Source organism: Rathayibacter festucae DSM 15932, from assembly GCF_004011135.1.
GTDB classification, from domain to species: Bacteria; Actinomycetota; Actinomycetes; order Actinomycetales; family Microbacteriaceae; genus Rathayibacter; species Rathayibacter festucae.
In genome coordinates, this window is sequence record NZ_CP028137.1 from 1,426,014 (window position 1) to 1,442,707 (window position 16,694).

The window sequence follows — 16,694 nt, forward strand, 5'->3', positions numbered from 1 at the left end:
AGCATCCAATCGCCGGTGATTCGGAACGAGGACGAGACTAAGCAGCCGATAACACCCGTGTCAATAAGAAAACGAAACGTTTCGTGTACTTCTCGAGCGAGTTCCCGCGAAGCCGGGGAACGCTATTCTTTCGAAAGTCCGAGAAGCCGTTCTTGCGAAAGTCCGCGCTATTCTTTCGAAAGCCGCTGAAGTCCGATCTGCGAAGACGGGCCGGATTCGAGAGACGCCTGCTCGACCGAGCGAGCGCCGAGGCCGTGGTTCTCGGGCAGGCCCGAGGTGGGCGAGCCGGTGCCCTCCGGTCTCGCTCGCGACGGACGGTCCTCCGGGTCAGATCGACCGGCGTCGCACGGGTGGGCAGGGGATCAGCTGCGGGCGGTCGGCGGCTCCGCGCTCAGTGCCGAGAAGAGCGCGCACACCGGCGGCGCCGAGCTCGTAGTGCGGCAGCGCGACAGTGCTGAGCGGGGGGCGGAGGTGCGCCGCGATGACGTCCTGGTTGTCGAAGCCGATCACCGCGACGTCCTCGGGGATCCGCAGTCCGCGCTCGCGGAGTCCGTCGTAGAGACCCATCGCCACGCGGTCGTTGTGGCAGAAGACCGCGGTGGCGCGGGAGGCGAGGACGCGCTCCGTCGCGAGGTAGCCGCCCTCCTGCTCGGGGGAGGTGTCGACGACCAGCTCGACGTCGAAGGAGATCCCGGCCGCGGCGAGAGCGGCGCGGTAGCCGGCCAGCCGGCCGTTGCGCGCGGGGGAGTCGGTGGTCGTGTTCAGGAAGGCGATGCGCCGGTGGCCCGCGGCGAGCAGCTCCTCGGCTGCTGTCCTCCCGCCCTGCTCCTCGTCCGGCACGACCGCCGGCAGCCCACTGCCGGGGGCGAAGCAGTTGACGAGAACGGTGCCGGCCTGCTGGAGCATCTCGGGGACGACGATCTCGCGGTGGACCCATGTCGAGTAGAGGATGCCGTGCACCTGGTGCTCGAGCATCATCGCGATCGCCTCGTCCTCGGCGGCGCGGTCGCCCTCGGTGTTCGCGATCAGCAGGACGTAGCCGTGCTTCCAGGCCTCGTCCTGGGCGCCGTGGATGATCTGGCCGGCGAAGGGAGTGGTCGCGATCGCGTCGGCCACGAGGCCGATGAAGCGAGAGCTCCCGTGCCGGAGCGTCTTCGCCAGGGCGTTCGGGCGGTAGCCGAGAGCGGCCACCGCCTCCTGCACCCGCAGGCGCGCACCCTCGCCGATGCGGGCCCCCGGCTTGTCGTTGATGACGTGCGAGACGGTCGCCACGGACACGCCGGCGGCCTTCGCCACATCCCGCATGGTGACGACCGGTCCGTTGCGTCCGTGGTCCGTCGTGCTCATCCCTTGGTCGCTCCGCTCTCCAGGCCTTGGATCATGGCCTTGTTCAGGACGAGGAAGACCAGCAGCAGTGGCGTCACCGTCACGCAGACCGCCGCGAAGGTGGCCGTCCAGTCAGTGTTCCCCATCGCACCGATGTAGTTCTGCAGGCCGAGCGGAATGGTCTTCAATCCGTCCGAGAGGACGAAGGTGTTGGCGAAGATGAAGTCGTTCCAGATGAAGATGCTGTTGACGAGCACCACCGTGATGATGGTGTTGACCGAGAGCGGCGAGGTGATCCGGAGGAAGATCCGGTACGGCCCGGCTCCGTCCAGCGAGGCCGCCTCGTACATCTCGGCGGGGATGTACTCGTAGAACGACGAGAAGAGGTACACCGCCATCGGCAGCGCGAAGGCGGCGAGCGGGATGATCATCGACAGGTGCGTGTCGAGGAGCCCGACCTGCGAGTAGTCGATGAACAGCGGGACGAGCGCGATCTGCACGGGGACGATGATCCCGAGCAGGAACAGCGATCGCACGAGCCTGCTGAACCGGAATCCGAGCACCTGCAGGGCGAACGCCGCCATCATGCCGGCCACGACGATGACGGCGCTGGCGCCGAGGGTGACGATGAGGCTGTTCACGATGTTCAGACCCAGGTTCCCGGTGGCGAAGGCCCGGGAGTAGTTCTCGAGCGTGACCGCCGCGGGCAGCGCGAAGGGGTCGCCGCCGGCGAAGTCGGCCGCCGTGCGGAAGCTGGTCAGGAACAGCCAGGCGAGCGGGTACACCTGCACGAGGACGATCGCGACGATCGTCACCGTGAGCAGCGTGCGCTGCACCCGGAGCCGCGGGGACCGGCGCGGTCGGCGAGGGCGGGGTCCGGGCGCGGAGGCGGACGGCGTCGCCGCCGGGCGGGTGAGCACGGGCGTGGTCATGAGTCGTCCCTTCGACGCAGGAGCAGGAGGATGACGCCGACCGCGATCAGGCACTCGATCACGATGAACACCGAGATCGCGCTGGCGTAGCCGTAGTCGGTGTGCACGAAGGCCGTCTTGTACATGTAGGTGGTCAGCAGCTCGGACGACTGGCCCGGTCCGCCGTTGGTGAGCAGGTACGGGATGTCGAACCCGCGCAGGGCGAAGGTGGTGGCCATGATCGTCGTCGTGATCCAGACCGGGCGGATGTAGGGGAAGCGCACCCGCCGGAAGAGCTGCCACCAGGTGGCGCCGTCCAGCCGCGCCGCCTCCTCGAGCTCTCGCGGCACCGCGAGCAGGGCGGCGTAGATGATCAGCATGTAGAGGCCGGTGAAGCGCCAGCCCTCGGGGATCGAGACGGCGGCGAGCACGGTCGAGACGTTCGAGAGCCAGGCGGTCTGCAGGCCGTCGAGCCCGATCCAGCTGAGTGCCTGGTTGACCAGGCCCAGCGGCTCCAGCGAGTAGATCCGCTGGAACAGGATCGCGATCGCGACCGTCGAGATGACCGCGGGCAGCAGGTAGAGCGTCTTGACCAGCTCGCGGAACCGCGGGAGGGCGGTGAGCAGGCTCGCCACGATCAGAGCGCCGCCGAGCTGCAGGACGAGGCAGATCGCCAGATAGCCGAGGGCGTTGCCGAACGAGGTCCAGAAGACGTCGTCGCGGGTCAGCATCTTGATGTAGTTGTCGAGCCCGACGAAGGCCATGTCGGTGATGCCGTCCCAGCGGAAGAAGCTCAGGACGAGCGACTGCACGATCGGCAGCAGCACCGCCAGGCCGTAGACCACGAGCGGTGGCAGCAGGAAGACGAGGACGGAGAGGCGGGAGCGGCGGGGGAGCATCGAGGTGACGGCCGGACGCGCGCGTCGCCGCGTCGGGGTGTGGGCGAGCTCAGTCATCGCTGTTCTCCGCGAGGGCCGCGTCCATGGTCTCGACGAACTGGTCCGGCGTGGTGTCCCCCTGGACGAGCAGGGTCAGCTCCTGCTGCAGGCGGGTGTTGGTCGCGGGGTCGAGCTGGGTGTCCCAGGGCATCGCGATGGCGGAGCCGACGCTGTCGGCCTGCTCGACCGCGCGGGAGTACAGCGGGGTCGCGTCGCCGGGGACCGCCGTGGTGGCCGTGGTGGTGGGCGAGAGGGCGCCGGTGGCGGCGTAGACCTCGGGGTAGCGCTTCAGGGCGAAGGCGAGGAAGTCGCGCACCAGCGGGTCGTAGGTCCGGGCGTTGACGGCCATGCCGATGCCGGACGGCGTGACGTACTCGTCGTCGGCCGTCACCGCTCCCTCGACGCTCGGCAGGGTGAAGTAGTCGACGGAGTCGCGCACGGCCGGATCGAGGGACTCGGTCGCGAGGTTGCCCAGCTCCCAGGTGCCGATGTTGTAGACCGCGGCCTTCCCCGAGGTGAAGAGCGCCTGCGCATCGGCGTAGCCGGTCGAGGAGAAGCCCTCCTGGAAGCAGCCCGCCTCACCGAGGGACGAGAGCCACTCGGCCGCGGCGCGACCGGGCGCGTCCGAGAAGGAGGCCTTGCCGCTCTTGAGGTCCTGCACGTACTGCGGGCCGGCCGTGCGGAACGGGTAGTAGGCCATGTAGCGCTCGAGCGGCCACTGGTCCTGGCCGTCGAGGGCGATCGGAGTGACGCCCTGGGCGCGCAGCGCCTCGCACATCGCCGGGAAGTCGTCGAGGGTCGCCGGGACCGGGACGCCGGCCTTCTCGAGGAGCGCCGAGTTGTACCAGAAGAACTCGAGCTGGAACTCGAACGGCACCATGTGGAGGGAGCCGTCGTCGAAGCGCTGGTAGTCGAGGGCGGCCGTGCGGTAGTCGTCCGCGAGTCCGAGGTCCTCGAGCAGCGCGTCGACGTCCATCATGCGGCCCTGCGAGGCGAGCTTCTGCGCGAACGGGGTGGCGTCGGTGTCGAAGAGCTCGGGCAGCTTGTTCGCCGCAGCGAGCGTCTCGTACTTCTGCACGTAGGAGGGACGGTCGGGAGTCGTGATCAGGTCGAGCTCGAAGCCGGGGTGATCGGCCGCGTACTCGTCCGCGATCTGCTGCATCGCGGTGATGACGCCTCCGTCGGCGGGTCTCGAGAGCAGCCACGAGATCGGGCGGGGGACGATCTCGCCCTCGGGGTGCACGTCGGTGGGAGCGACGCCCGCCGAGCCCCCGGCGCAGCCGGAGAGCAGGAGGACGAGGGCGGTCGAGGCTGCGGCGAGGAACGAGCCTCTGCGCGTGATGGCGGGCATGGTCGGAATCTCCATTGATCGGTGTGCGGTGAGGTGGGGGCGGTGGTGGTCGGGCCGGGGTGGTCGGGCTGGGGTGGTCGGGCGGCGGTTGGTCAGGCGCCGGCGGAGACGAGCCGGCGCGTCCGGTCGGTGCCGCTCGAGCGGCGGCGGGCGGCGAGCGCGAAGCCGAGGACGTCGATCCGGCCCTCGCCGACGAAGACGCCGACGTCGCCGGCGGGGCGGTCGTAGAGGCGCGTGCTGAGCACGACGGCGTCGTCGACCGTCGCGATGCAGAGGTCGCCGTCGACGACGACCTCGAGCTCGTGGCGCCCGGGCTCGAGCCGGACCGGCCGCTCGAGCTCGACGGCGAAGGGGACGTCTCCGGAGATCTGCCACTGCTCCGTCCCGGTCGCGCGGCGGGGCCAGCGGTCGAGGACGAGACGGTGGCGACGCGGCTCGAGACGCAGGACGTAGCTCTCGTCGCCGTCGGCGCTCGCCCGGAGGAGCACGCCGCACTCGGTCATGCCGGCGCCGATGTCGAGGGTGGCGACCAGTCGGAACGCGCTGGGCGCCTCCTCCCCGCTCAGCAGCTGCGCGTAGCCGTCGGGCGCGTCGAGGACGCTCCCCTCCGGTGCCAGGGGCCGGGGCTCCTCGAAGCTCTCGCGCAGCTCCTCCGTCAGGTGGAAGGCGAGAGTGCCGTCGCCGCGCTGCTCGGCCTCGAGCACCGAGAGGGTGCCGGCCCACTGCCAGGCGCCGTCATCGCTCGAGCCCTCGCGGGAGGCGATCCAGCCGAAGAAGAAGCGGCGTCCGTCGCGCTCGGCCGACTTCGCGGCGTAGAAGGCCCGGCCGTCGACGGTATCGTGCTCCGGCACGAGCCAGGGCCCGTGCAGATCGCGCGACATCCGGTAGCGGGTGGTGAAGGAGTCGCTGAACTCGGACCAGACGAGGTACCACCATCCGCCCCACTGGAAGACCTCCGGGCACTCGTGGGCGAGGTAGCGGCGCGGGTCCCAGAACGGCTCGGCCGCGTCCCAGGTGACGAGGTCGGTCGAGGTGCACTGGGCGATCACGCCGCGCCGTCGAGACGGGCCGTCGGCGTGCCGCGCGGTGATCAGCATGCGCCAGACTCCGGCCTCCTCGTCGCGGAGCACGAAGGGATCGCGCCAGTCGGCCGTCTCGTACCCGGGTGTCGCGCCGAAGGTGTCCGCGGGGCGGCGCTGCCAGGAGCGCATGCCGTCGCGGCTGGTCGCGTGCAGGACCAGCTGCAGCGGGAGGCCGTCGGTGCCCCGGCGCTCCGGGTTCTGCCCGGTGTAGAACACGTGGTGGACGCCGTCGGAGTCCTGCACGACGCTGCCCGTGTAGACGTTGAAGTCGTCGGCGAGCGGACCGCCGGAGGCGAGTGCGACTCCCGCGTCCTCGAAGTCGATCAGGTTCCGCGTGATCACGCGGCGCCAGGGCATGCCCTCCTTCGGGGTCGCCCGGGTCTCGTGCAGGTGGAAGAGGTGGAACTCCCCGTCGGCCTGCCAGGGGATGAGATCCCCGACCCAGGCGTTCTCGGGGCGGAAGAAGCCGCGTTGACTCATGTCACTCCGTCGTGTGGTTAATCGGTTACGCAGACCCTACCGGCTCGGAGGGCGATTGATCAACCGTTTAATCAGAGTGACGTCCACCGGACGCCGGCGCGAGTCGTCCGTGGGCACGATCGAGGCCCCGGTGCGCGGGGAGCGCATTCGGGGCCGAGGGGGGCGTCGCGTCAGACGGCCGGCCGGAGCAGCCCACCGGGGGAGCGGATCGTCGCTGCGGCGATCGCCATGGCTCTGCCGAGGACGGCGGAGTCGCTCTCGTCGGAGGTGAGGGCGGCGACGACCGTGGTGAACGTGGCGTCACCGGCACCCATGGTGTCGACGATCGCGCCCGGGGCCGTCGTGACGGGCGCGTCGGTGCGCTCCGAACCGCGCACCAGCGCGGCTCCGGCGGAGCCCGCCGTCTCGAGCACGGCCCGCGCACCGGAGGCGAGCAGCCGCCTGGTGCCGTGGGCCAGAGCGGCGCCGAAGACGAGCTCGGCGTCCTCGGCGCCCAGCTTCACCAGATCGGCGCGGGCCGCGAGTCGCAGCAGGCCCTCGGCGAAGGCGGCCCGGTCGCGCAGCAGGCCGGTCCGCGGGTTCGCGTCGATCGCCAGCCGGGCCGTGGGGGGCACGAGCGCCGTCAGGGTCTGCACCTCGTCGGGGTCGTCGAAGGGGAACCCGCTGACGACGATCAGGTCGGCCCGCGCGGCCGCCCGCCGCAGCGCCGGAGTCGCCATGATCGTCCGCCGCCGCGACGCCTCCGAGAACGAGTACCGCGGCTCGCCCGCGGTGCGGTCCGAGACGGCGCGACCGGTTCCGAGCGGAGCCGCGGTCGCCAGCAGCGGCACACCGTGCTCCTCGAGGTGGGCGCGGAGCAGCGCGCCGGCCGGATCGTCGCCGACCATGCCGGCGAGCACGGCCGGAACCCCCAGGACCGCGAACCCCACCGCGACGTTCAGCGCGGAGCCTCCCGCGACGTCGGTCGACCCGTCCGGCGTGCGCAGCTCGTCGATCAGCACGTCGCCGAGGACGAGGACCGCGGGACGGTCGGCGCCGCCCCGCTCACCTCCGCCCCGCTCACCGGCCATCGAGCACGGTGACATCGAGGGAGACGCCCGCGAGGACCGCGGACTCGGAGCGCAGCAGCACGGCGATGTCGTCGTCGGCGGGGAAGATCTGGTCCGTGAGGACGATCCGGCCGTCGTCGGCGAACACCTCGATCGAGGACGCGTCGACCCACACGTCGAGCTCGACGGTCCCGTCGGGGCGGTGCGGGAGCGCGGTCTCCGAGACGCTCGCGAAGATGTCCGAGAAGGCGCTGTCGCCGGAGTCGCGGCGGTCGATGCTCAGGCGACCCTCCTCGAGGCGCACGATCGTGCCGCGCAGGCCGTCGGCCGAGGCGCGCACGACGAGCTCGAGGGGAGCCTCGGCGGGCCGGCCCACGAGGCGGATCCGCAGAGCCCGACCGTGCGCGCTCTCCGGGACCGTGAAGAGCCCCGCTTCCGGGGAGGCGTCGTCGGAGGAGAAGTCGGGCTCCCCGGTCGACGGGAGCGCCGGACGCTGGACCAGCCGCTCGCCCTCGAGCGAGAGCAGGCGGGGCAGAGCGGCGGATCCGCGCCAGGGGGAGGTCGGCACCGTGTGCGCGTAGTCCCAGTTGCTCATCCAGCCGATCATCGTCGGCTCCGGAGCGTCGGACACGGTCACGCCCGCGTAGAAGTCGCGGCCACGGTCGAGCCAGTCCCAGGACGTCGCCGTGAAGGTCGTGCCGTCGAAGTCGCCGACGAAGTACTGCATGCCCGAGCCGCCGGCCGGGTTGCCCGGGTTGGTCGAGATCACGAGGACCCAGCGGTCGTCGAGCGGGAAGAGGTCGGGGCACTCCCACATCCCCTCGGTGGAGCCGGCCGGGCCGAAGACCGAGAGCGGCTCCCAGTCGCGCAGATCCTCCGAGCGGAAGAGGTGCACCTGCCGGTCGAGCGCCTCCACGGTCGCCATGATCCAGTGGTCCCCATGGCGGAAGACCTTCGGGTCGCGGAAGTCGGCCGTGCCGCGGTCCAGGACCACGCCGTGCTTGGTCCAGGTCTCGCCGCCGTTCAGGCTCGACGCGAGGGCCTGCGCCTGGCTGCCCTCGCGCGCGGAGGTGTACAGCGCGACGAGCGGCGGCCGCTCGGCGGTGCCCAGCCCGGAGGAGTTCGTGCGGTCGGACACGATCGAGCCCGAGAAGACGCCCTCGTGCTCGTCGTGCAGCAGGGCGACGGGGTGCTCGGTCCACTCGAGGAGGTCGGCGCTGGAGGCGTGGCCCCAGCTCATGTTGCCCCAGTCGTCGCCGCTCGGATTGTGCTGGAAGTAGAGGTGGTAGCGGCCGTCGTGGTGGATCAGGCCGTTGGGGTCGTTCATCCAGTGGCGGGCCGGTGCGAAGTGCACGGCCGGGCGCACGGAGAGAGCGGTGGTGGTCATCGAGGGGTCCTTCCGGAGTTCGGGAGCAGGGTCGGATCGGCAGTGCCCAGGGACGGCGTGCCCGGCGACGGGGTGCCCGGCGGCGGGCTGCCCAGGGACGGGCTGCCGCCGAGGGCGCCGACGACGGGCCGGTCGGCGTCCTCGATGCCGTCGCGGTTCACCCAGTGCGTGGCGGTCACCCAGTGCACGGCCCCGCGGTCGGCGCCCGCGCTGCGGCGGGCGGTGATGCCCGCGATCTCGGCGCGGGCCCGGGCGCGGTCGGCGCGGTCGAAGGCCGTGGTGCGGTGCGGGTCGGGTGCGGCAGAGATCAGCAGGCGCGTGTAGGGGTGGCTGGGCGTGTCCATCACCTCGGCGCTGCTGCCGCCCTCGACGATCACGCCCTGGAGCATCACGCTGGTGGTGTCGGCGAGGAAGCGGGCCGAGGCGAGGTCGTGGGTGATGTAGAGGATCGAGATCCCGCGCTCGTCGCGCAGGCGGCGCAGCAGCTGGAGGACGCCCATCCGCACCGAGACGTCGAGCATCGAGGTCGGCTCGTCGGCGAGGATGACCGTCGGGTCGGCGGCGAGGGCCCGAGCGACGGCGACGCGCTGGCGCTGGCCGCCGGAGAGCTCGTGCGGGTAGCGGTCCAGGAATCCGGGATCCAGCTCGACCGACCGCATGAGCTCCTCCGCCCGGACCGCGCGCTCGCGGGCGCTCAGCTCGGGGGCGTGCAGCACCAGGGGCCGCTCGAGGAAGTGGCGGACCTTCTTGGTCGGGTTCAGCGAGCCGAACGGGTCCTGGAAGACCATCTGCACGGTGCGGCGGTAGGCGCGAGACGCCCGCCGCGGCTCCTTCGCCAGCACGTCGACGCCGCCGACCACCATGCGGCCGGAGGTCGGCTCGACCAGCCGCGCGAGCATCCGGGCGATGGTGCTCTTCCCGCTGCCCGACTCGCCGACCAGGGCCATGATCTCGCCGCGGTGCAGCTCGAGGTCGGCGTGGTCCACCGCGACGGTCGACTTCTTCGAGAGGAGACCGCCGGTGCGGAACTCCTTGGTCAGCCCGCCGAGGGAGACGACCACGTCGGTCTCCTGCGGAACGGGTGCGACCGCGGCGGCTCCCGGTCCGCCCTTCTGGATCGGCGGGAACGCCGCGATCAGCGTGCGGGTGTAGTCGCTCTGCGGGTTCGCGTAGACCTCGCGGGAGACCCCGCTCTCGAGCAGCCGGCCGTGGCGCATCACGCCGAGTCGCTGCGAGATCTCGACCATGAGCGAGAGGTCGTGGGTGATGAAGAGGATCGCGAAGCCCAGCCGGCGCTGGAGCTCCTTGATCTCGTGGATGATCTCCTGCTGCACGACCGCGTCGAGCGCGGTGGTCGGCTCGTCCATGATCAGCATCGGCGGCTCGAGCGCGAGGGCGATCGCGATGACGGCGCGCTGGCGCATCCCGCCGGAGAGCTGGTGCGGGAAGGCGTCGATGCGGGCGGGGTCGATCCCGACCAGCTCGAGCAGCTCGGCCGCGCGAGCCCTGGCCGCCCGCCGGCTGTCGCCCCGGTGCGTGGTGAGGACGTCGACGATCTGGTCGCCGACGGTCATCACCGGGTTGAGCGCGTTCATCGCACTCTGGAACACCATCGAGACGCGGCTCCAGCGGAAACGGCGCAGCTCCTCGGCGCCGAGCGAGGTGACGTCGACGCCGTCGCAGTGGATCGAGCCGGAGACGACACGGCCGTTGGCGCCGAGCAGCCGCAGGATCGCGGTGGCGATCGTGGACTTGCCGCTGCCGGACTCGCCCGCGAGTCCGAAGGTCTCCCCGCGGCGGATGGTGAAGGAGACGTCGTCGACCGCGCGCACGGTGCCGGCGGCGGTCTCGTACTCGATGGTCAGGTTGCGGACGTCGAGGACGACGTCGTCCTCGGTGCGGAGGGTGCTCATTTCCGGGGGCCCTTCTTCGTGGCGCGGATGAGACGCGGGTTGGTGATCTCGTCGACCGCGTAGTTGATGAGGGCGAGCGAGAAGGCGACGAGAGCGATCGCGACGCCCGAGGGGACGAAGGTCCACCAGGTCGCGCGGATGAGGGAGCCCTCGATGCTGGACCAGTAGAGGTTCGTGCCCCAGCTGACCGAGGAGACGTCGCCGAGGCCGAGGAACTCGAGGCCGGCCTGGGCGCCGATGCCGAAGATGACGCAGGCGAGGAAGGTGCTCATCACGACGGACGCCATGTTGGGGAGCATCTCGCGCAGCATGATGTGCGGCGAGCGCTCGCCGGTGACCACGGAGGCGTCGATGAAGTCCTTGCCGCGCAGCGAGAGCGCCTGCGAGCGGATGACGCGGGCCGAGCCCGCCCAGCCGGTGGCGACGAGGACCAGGACGATCGTGGCCGGCCCCGGCGGCAGGAACGCGGCGAGGATGATCAGCAGCGGCAGCCCGGGGATGAGCAGGAAGACGTTGGTGACGACCGAGAGCACGTCGTCGACGACGCGGCCGAAGTAGGCGGAGGCCAGGCCGACGATCAGGCCGACGACGGTGGCGGCGATGCCGACCGCGAAGCCGATCGAGAGCGAGCTGCGCGAGCCCCAGATCAGCAGGGCGAGCACGTCCTCGCCCTTGGCCGTCGTGCCGAGCAGGTGCGCGAGCGAGGGCGGCTCGGAGCCGGCGACGACGGCGGTGTTCGGATCGCCGGGCGAGAGGAGCGGAGCCGCCAGCGAGAGCAGCACGAAGAGGGCGAGGATCACGACGCCGACGAGCGCCCGGCGGTCCCGGAGGATCCGCGCGAGGAAGTGGCTGCGGACCACTCGGGGCGGCGCGGGCTTCGCGCTCAGCGGGTCGTCGACGGCGGTGGCGGGGATCGGGTTCTGCAGGGACATGACTACCTCACTCGCACGCGCGGGTCGAGCCGCACGTAGACGATGTCGATCAGGAAGTTGGCGATCAGGACCGCCGCGGTCAGGGTGAGGAAGATCCCCTGCATCAGCGGGTAGTCCAGGGCCTGGACGGCGCGCAGCAGCTGGTAGCCGATGCCCGGGTAGGCGAAGACGACCTCGGTCAGCAGGGCGCCGCCGACGACGAAGCCGATGGACATGCCGAACGAGGTGATCGAGGGCAGCATCGCGTTGCGGGCGGCGTAGCGGAACATGATCCGGCCCTCCCGCAGGCCCTTGGCGCGGGCCATCGTGATGTAGTCCTCGGCCGAGGTGGCGATCATCGTGTTGCGCATGCCGAGCATCCAGCCGCCGATCGAGACGGCGACGATGGTCACCGCCGGCAGGAAGAGGTGCGTGAGCACGTCGCCGAGGAACTGCGGCGAGAACGACGGCTGCGATCCGAGGGTGAAGGCCTGCCCGATCGGGAACCACTTCAGCGACACCGCGAACAGGAACAGCGCGCCCATCGCGATGAAGAAGTAGGGGAACGAGCCGACGAAGACGAGCAGCGGCGGGAGGATCCGGTCGAGCACGCCGTTCCGCCGCCAGGCGACGACGACGCCGAGCAGGTTGCCGAGGACCACGGCGACGATCAGGGCGGAGCCGCCCAGGAGCAGGGTCCAGCCGAGCTGCGTCCCGATCACCTCGGTGACCGGGGTGGGGAACTGCGAGATCGACATGCCCAGGTGCCCGGTGAGCACGTCGCCGAGGTACTGCACGTACTGCAGCGGCAGCGGGCGGTCGTCGAGGCCGAAGAGGTGGCGGAACTGATCGATCTGCTCGTCGGTGAGCGTGCCCTGCATCGTGCCGATCATCCGGCCGACGGGGTCGCCGGGGATGAGGCGCGGAAGCAGGAAGTTGATCGTCAGCGACGCCCAGAAGGCGATGAGGTAGAAGCCGAGGCGGCGGAGCACGAAGGTCATGACTGCGGTCCTCCGGAGGATCGAAGGGAGGGGGAGGGGCGTCCCGCCCGGCGCGCGCCGGACGGGACGGACTCAGCGGGGGACACGGTCCGCGCGAGCCGGGAAGGGGCGAGCGGGGCGGCTCGGCGCGTCCTGGTACCAGTAGGCGACCGAGGACACGTCGTCCGAGCGCTCGACGAGGTCCGGGCCGACCTGCCCGATCTGCTGCAGGGTCACCCGCAGGCTCGAGTGGAAGTAGATCGGATCGGGCTCGTGCCAGCGGTACATGCCGTGGACGGGCGCCATCGCGGTCGCGTAGACCGCCTGCTGCGACTCGTCCCGGGTGGCGTAGGTCGGGTAGCCGACGTACGGGGCGCTGTAGGTGAGGACCTGCGGCTCGAACTCCTTCGACAGCCGGTCCTGGAACGCCCAGGCCCCGCCGTAGTAGTCCTCGGTGCCGGTGCCGCAGATCGTCGGGTGCTCGGTGTCGCCGTCGAGGAAGAACTTCATCTCACCCTCGCCCCACCAGTAGCGCTCCAGCTGGACGATCGTCAGCGAGGTGCCGACGAGGACGCCCGAGCCCTCGACACCGTCGAGGACCGTGTAGTCCACGCCGCGCACCGTCGGGTTCTCGCGCCGGTACTCCGCGTGGAAGCGCAGCGGGCCGATCGCCGACGCGTCCTGCTTCTCGACGTAGTCGATCTGATAGAACAGCCCGCCGACGTCGACCGGGTGCTGGTTCTCGATGGTGACCCGCGCGCCCTCGGCGAACGGCATCGCGAAGTAGGCGTTCATCCCGCCGGTCGGCGCGACGAGCACGAGGCTCGAGGTGACCAGGCTCCGCTGGCCGTTGCCGTTGCAGAAGAAGTCGCCCAGCGGCGCCTCGACGGCGGGCGTCTCGGAGCCGTCCCAGTACATCCGCAGCACCAGGTCGCGCAGCACGAAGCCGACAGCCTCGGTGTGCGTGCCGACCGTGAACCAGACGTGCCGGATCTCGCCGGCGCCGGAGAGATCGGCCAGCACGGTCGTCTCGCCGGCGGGGAGGGTGATGCACGGGGCGCCCTTCCGGCCCGGGCCGAGGATCGAGGCGGCGCGCCCGCCCTCGCCCGGCGCACCGGTCGGGTTCTCCGCCGTGACGGACCGCGAGCGGTCCCCAGCGGTCAGTGCGGCGTTCGAGCGGGTCAGGAACTCACTGCTCATCGGTCGTCCTCCTTCTCGTCCTGGATGCTCCGGAGCTCCCCGGAGACCTCGATGCGCCCTTCCTGCGCGAAGACCGCGAGGGAGCCGCCCCGCTGGTCGTAGCCACGGAAGGTGAAGGCGGACGTGCCGCCGACGTAGACGACGGAGACCTCGCCGTCGAACACGACGGTCATCGCCAGCTCGCCCTCCGGCACCTCGAACGGGCGCACGTCGAACGGCGCGTCCGAGCCGAACCGGTCGAGGCGGTCGATCCGCACGCGGTGCTTCCCGGGCTCGATCGTCACGGAGTAGCCGGAGCGGCCGGTCTCGTCGGTCCGCAGCTCCACGCCGAACGCCTTCGTGCCGGGCTGCGGCATGAGCACGAGGTCGACGAGTCCCGTGTGCGGCATCCGGGTGAGGATCCGCCGCTCGAAGCCGTGCTCGGAGCCGAGGCTCGCCGGCGCGAGGGCGACCGGAGCGGCCGCACGATCCCGCTCCAGCGTCCTGCGGGTGAGGGCCGCCTCCACGACGCGGAGCGTGCCGTCCTCGTTCTGCAGCAGCTCGTGCACGACGAGGTTCCCGCCCCAGAGCCACGGCGCGCCGTCTTTGCCGACGGCGTAGTTCGGGCACCAGCCGACCAGGTAGCGGCGCTCGCCGTCGGAGACGGTCTTCGCGGCGTAGAGGCCGAGGCCGTCGAGCTCGTCGTCGTCCGGCGCGGTCCACGGGCCCTCGAGTGAGGTCGCGGTGCGGTACCGGGTGACGGTGCGGTCGGTGAGGGTGGAGTAGACGAGGTACCAGCGGTCGCCCATCCGGAACAGGTCGGGGCACTCGTGCATGGAGAACAGGCCGGGCGCCCAGAGCGGCTCGCCGACGGTCCAGGTCAGGCCGTCGGGCGAGGTGGCGGTGGCCGTCACTCCGCGACGCAGCGCAGGACCCTCGAGGCTCTGGCCGGCGATCAGCATCAGGTACGTGCCGTCCTCCTGCTCGAGGACGAAGGGGTCGCGCCACTCATGGGCGTCGTAGCGCTCGGCGTCGGCGACGAGTGCGAAGCCGGCGTCCTTCTCCCAGGTGACGAGGTCGGTGCTGGTGGCGCGGAGGACGGTCTGGTGACGGCCGCCCTGCTCCTTCTGCCACTCGCCGAAGCCGGTGTAGTAGGCGTACCAGCGGTCGCCGATGCGGATCACGCTGCCGGTCGCCGCCGAGGCGTCGGCGTCGCGGAGGCCGCCGCGGCGGACGGCCGGGCCGTGCTCCTCGAACTCGACGAAGTCGGTCGTCGAGACGTGCCACCAGTCCGTCTCGATGCGGTCGTGGGTGTCGTCGGCGTAGCGCTTGAGGTAGAAGACGTGGAAGACGCCGTCCGCGAAGTAGGGGATGGTGTCGCCGAGGCGCGCGCGCTCGGGCTTGTAGAACAGGGTCACGGGAGTCCCTTTCACAGGAGGAGGGGGCGGCGGAGCCCGGAGGCTCCGCCGCCGACGGGCGCGATCAGCGCGGGTGGATCGTGGTCAGGACCTTGACCGTGCTGGACGCCTCGGGGGAGAGGGTCGCGTAGGGGTCCTCCTCGCTGGGCCAGCCGACGAAGGTGGTGCTGTTGTACGCGCCCCACTCCGGGCCGGGGAACAGCGGGACGGTCGGCGCCTGCTCGGAGTAGAGGGCCTGCAGCTGGTTCATCACCGAGCGCTGCTCGTCCTCGCTCGTCGCCGCGGCGAACTGATCGAGCAGGACGTCGGCCTGAGGGTCGCAGAAGCGCTGGAAGTTCTGCGTGGCCTGCTCGCCCTCGGGCTGGACCGTGCGGCAGGAGAGCATGCCCCGGTAGAACTCGTAGGGGGTGACGCCGGTCTGGCTCCAGGCGATGTTGCCCTGGAAGGTGCCGCCGAACAGCGCCTGGTTGATCTGCGACCAGTCCTGCACCTTGAGCGGGGCGTCGACGCCGATGGCCTTCATGTCGTCGGAGATCACCTGCGCTACCGCGATCCAGTCGGTCGACGCCGAGCCGACGCCGATCGAGAACGAGACGGGGGTGCCGTCGGGCGCGACGCGCATGCCGTCGGAGCCCTTCGCGTAGCCCGCCGCGTCGAGCATCGCGTTCGCGGCGTCGACGTCGTAGGTCGTCCAGTCGCACTGTGCGACGACGGTCTCATCGCGCCAGGAGTCGTAGGCGTCGCTCAGCCCGGTGCAGTCGGCGGGGTGGGTGTAGCCGCTCATGCCGGTCGCGGCGACCTTGTCGCGGTCGATGCCCATGCTGATCGCCTTGCGCAGCTGCACGTCGTCGAACGGCGCCTGCGTGGTGTTGAGCGTGAGCGAGACCGTGTTGCCGACGGCGGGGAACCAGTAGCCGCGGTGCTCGGGATCGGGGTCCACGTAGGTCTTCTGGATGTCCTGGATGAAGCCGAGGCCGAAGTCGATGTCGCCGTTGATCGCCGCGATGTTGGCGGCGTCGTTGGCACCGTAGGCGATGACGCGGATCCCCGAGTAGTCGGCCTTGTCCTTCTGCCAGTAGTCCGGGTTCCGCAGCAGGTCGAAGGACTGCGCCGAGAAGCTCTGCACCTGGGTGAAGGGGCCGGAGCCGACCGGGTCGGGGTTCTGGAAGGTGGCCGGGTCGTCGACGTCCTTCCAGACGTGCTCGGGCACGACGACCTGGACGCCGAGCTCGTAGAGGCCCGGGGTGTACGGGCGGTTGAAGGTGTAGACGACGGTCTTCTCGTCGGGAGCCGCGACGGAGTCGACGTAGTCGTAGGTGGCGTCGCCGAGGACCTTCCGCACCAGACCGAAGGTGTAGGCCACGTCCGCGGCGGTGAGCGCCTCGCCGTCCGACCAGGTCAGGCCGTCGTTCAGCGTGAAGGTGAGCTGCAGGCCGTCGTCGCTCCACTGGTAGCCGCTGGCCAGCCAGGGCTCGATCTCGCCCTTCGCGAGGTTCGTCACCATCGGCGACTCGTAGATCGCGCGGTTGGTGATCTTGAGCGCAGACGGCGAGAACGGGTTGAAGTTGCGGGTGAAGGAGGCGTTGCCGATCGAGGCGATCCGCAGGGTGTCGCCGGTGCTCGTGCTCGGAGCGGTGGTGCAGCCGGCGGCGCCGAGGGCGACCGCGGTGGCGAGGACCGTGGGGACTACTAACGCGCGCCAGAAGCGTCGCGCAGAAGGTCGGGACATGGTTTTTCCTTTCGACTGTGAATGGAACGGGCGAGCGCCG

General features: G+C 70.8%; 13 protein-coding genes. All 13 read right to left on the reverse strand.

Annotated elements, in window-relative coordinates:
- Nucleotides 1–327: 327 nt before the first annotated feature.
- Nucleotides 328–1,347 (reverse strand): LacI family DNA-binding transcriptional regulator, encoded by a 1,020-nt coding sequence (locus C1I64_RS06615; RefSeq protein ID WP_127886647.1) that lies wholly within the window; start codon nt 1,345–1,347, stop codon nt 328–330.
- Nucleotides 1,344–2,258 (reverse strand): carbohydrate ABC transporter permease, encoded by a 915-nt coding sequence (locus C1I64_RS06620; RefSeq protein WP_425272897.1) that lies wholly within the window; start codon nt 2,256–2,258, stop codon nt 1,344–1,346. Before C1I64_RS06620 ends, C1I64_RS06615 begins: the two co-directional genes overlap by 4 nt.
- Nucleotides 2,255–3,136 carry a carbohydrate ABC transporter permease gene (locus C1I64_RS06625; protein WP_127888481.1) on the reverse strand — a complete coding sequence of 294 codons (882 nt, stop codon included), beginning with the start codon at nt 3,134–3,136 and terminating at the stop codon, nt 2,255–2,257. The genes C1I64_RS06620 and C1I64_RS06625 overlap by 4 nt, the downstream gene beginning before the upstream one ends.
- Before the next feature lie 49 nt (nt 3,137–3,185).
- Nucleotides 3,186–4,526 (reverse strand): ABC transporter substrate-binding protein, encoded by a 1,341-nt coding sequence (locus C1I64_RS06630; RefSeq protein ID WP_127886648.1) that lies wholly within the window; start codon nt 4,524–4,526, stop codon nt 3,186–3,188.
- Nucleotides 4,527–4,618: 92 nt separating this feature from the next.
- Nucleotides 4,619–6,088 (reverse strand): glycoside hydrolase family protein, encoded by a 1,470-nt coding sequence (locus tag C1I64_RS06635; protein WP_127886649.1) that lies wholly within the window; start codon nt 6,086–6,088, stop codon nt 4,619–4,621.
- Nucleotides 6,089–6,258: 170 nt separating this feature from the next.
- Nucleotides 6,259–7,158, reverse strand: a complete 900-nt coding sequence (locus C1I64_RS06640) for a carbohydrate kinase family protein (RefSeq protein WP_127886650.1) — start codon at nt 7,156–7,158, stop codon at nt 6,259–6,261.
- Nucleotides 7,148–8,524, reverse strand: a complete 1,377-nt coding sequence (locus tag C1I64_RS06645) for a glycoside hydrolase family 32 protein (RefSeq protein ID WP_127886651.1) — start codon at nt 8,522–8,524, stop codon at nt 7,148–7,150. Before C1I64_RS06645 ends, C1I64_RS06640 begins: the two co-directional genes overlap by 11 nt.
- Nucleotides 8,521–10,437 carry a dipeptide ABC transporter ATP-binding protein gene (locus tag C1I64_RS20320; RefSeq protein WP_127886652.1) on the reverse strand — a complete coding sequence of 639 codons (1,917 nt, stop codon included), beginning with the start codon at nt 10,435–10,437 and terminating at the stop codon, nt 8,521–8,523. Before C1I64_RS20320 ends, C1I64_RS06645 begins: the two co-directional genes overlap by 4 nt.
- The gene (locus C1I64_RS06655; protein WP_127886653.1) at nt 10,434–11,369 is read right to left on the reverse strand and encodes an ABC transporter permease; all 936 of its coding nucleotides are present in this window, start codon (nt 11,367–11,369) and stop codon (nt 10,434–10,436) included. Before C1I64_RS06655 ends, C1I64_RS20320 begins: the two co-directional genes overlap by 4 nt.
- Nucleotides 11,370–11,371: 2 nt before the next feature.
- A complete protein-coding gene (locus C1I64_RS06660; protein ID WP_127886654.1) occupies nt 11,372–12,349 on the reverse strand; it encodes an ABC transporter permease in 978 nt (325 codons plus the stop codon).
- 72 nt (nt 12,350–12,421) lie between these two features.
- A complete protein-coding gene (locus tag C1I64_RS06665; protein ID WP_127886655.1) occupies nt 12,422–13,528 on the reverse strand; it encodes a glycoside hydrolase family 172 protein in 1,107 nt (368 codons plus the stop codon).
- The gene (locus C1I64_RS06670; RefSeq protein WP_164874467.1) at nt 13,525–14,925 is read right to left on the reverse strand and encodes a family 43 glycosylhydrolase; all 1,401 of its coding nucleotides are present in this window, start codon (nt 14,923–14,925) and stop codon (nt 13,525–13,527) included. Before C1I64_RS06670 ends, C1I64_RS06665 begins: the two co-directional genes overlap by 4 nt.
- 64 nt (nt 14,926–14,989) lie before the next feature.
- Nucleotides 14,990–16,654 (reverse strand): ABC transporter substrate-binding protein, encoded by a 1,665-nt coding sequence (locus C1I64_RS06675; protein ID WP_127886657.1) that lies wholly within the window; start codon nt 16,652–16,654, stop codon nt 14,990–14,992.
- Nucleotides 16,655–16,694 lie beyond the last annotated feature (40 nt).

Coding starts and splice junctions, on each gene's coding strand:
- C1I64_RS06615 (WP_127886647.1), bottom strand. CDS start 1,347: ATGAGCACGACGGACCACGGACGCAACGGACCGGTCGTCACCATGCGG.
- C1I64_RS06620 (WP_425272897.1), bottom strand. CDS start 2,258: ATGACCACGCCCGTGCTCACCCGCCCGGCGGCGACGCCGTCCGCCTCC.
- C1I64_RS06625 (WP_127888481.1), bottom strand. CDS start 3,136: ATGCTCCCCCGCCGCTCCCGCCTCTCCGTCCTCGTCTTCCTGCTGCCA.
- C1I64_RS06630 (WP_127886648.1), bottom strand. CDS start 4,526: ATGCCCGCCATCACGCGCAGAGGCTCGTTCCTCGCCGCAGCCTCGACC.
- C1I64_RS06635 (WP_127886649.1), bottom strand. CDS start 6,088: ATGAGTCAACGCGGCTTCTTCCGCCCCGAGAACGCCTGGGTCGGGGAT.
- C1I64_RS06640 (WP_127886650.1), bottom strand. CDS start 7,158: ATGGCCGGTGAGCGGGGCGGAGGTGAGCGGGGCGGCGCCGACCGTCCC.
- C1I64_RS06645 (WP_127886651.1), bottom strand. CDS start 8,524: ATGACCACCACCGCTCTCTCCGTGCGCCCGGCCGTGCACTTCGCACCG.
- C1I64_RS20320 (WP_127886652.1), bottom strand. CDS start 10,437: ATGAGCACCCTCCGCACCGAGGACGACGTCGTCCTCGACGTCCGCAAC.
- C1I64_RS06655 (WP_127886653.1), bottom strand. CDS start 11,369: ATGTCCCTGCAGAACCCGATCCCCGCCACCGCCGTCGACGACCCGCTG.
- C1I64_RS06660 (WP_127886654.1), bottom strand. CDS start 12,349: ATGACCTTCGTGCTCCGCCGCCTCGGCTTCTACCTCATCGCCTTCTGG.
- C1I64_RS06665 (WP_127886655.1), bottom strand. CDS start 13,528: ATGAGCAGTGAGTTCCTGACCCGCTCGAACGCCGCACTGACCGCTGGG.
- C1I64_RS06675 (WP_127886657.1), bottom strand. CDS start 16,654: ATGTCCCGACCTTCTGCGCGACGCTTCTGGCGCGCGTTAGTAGTCCCC.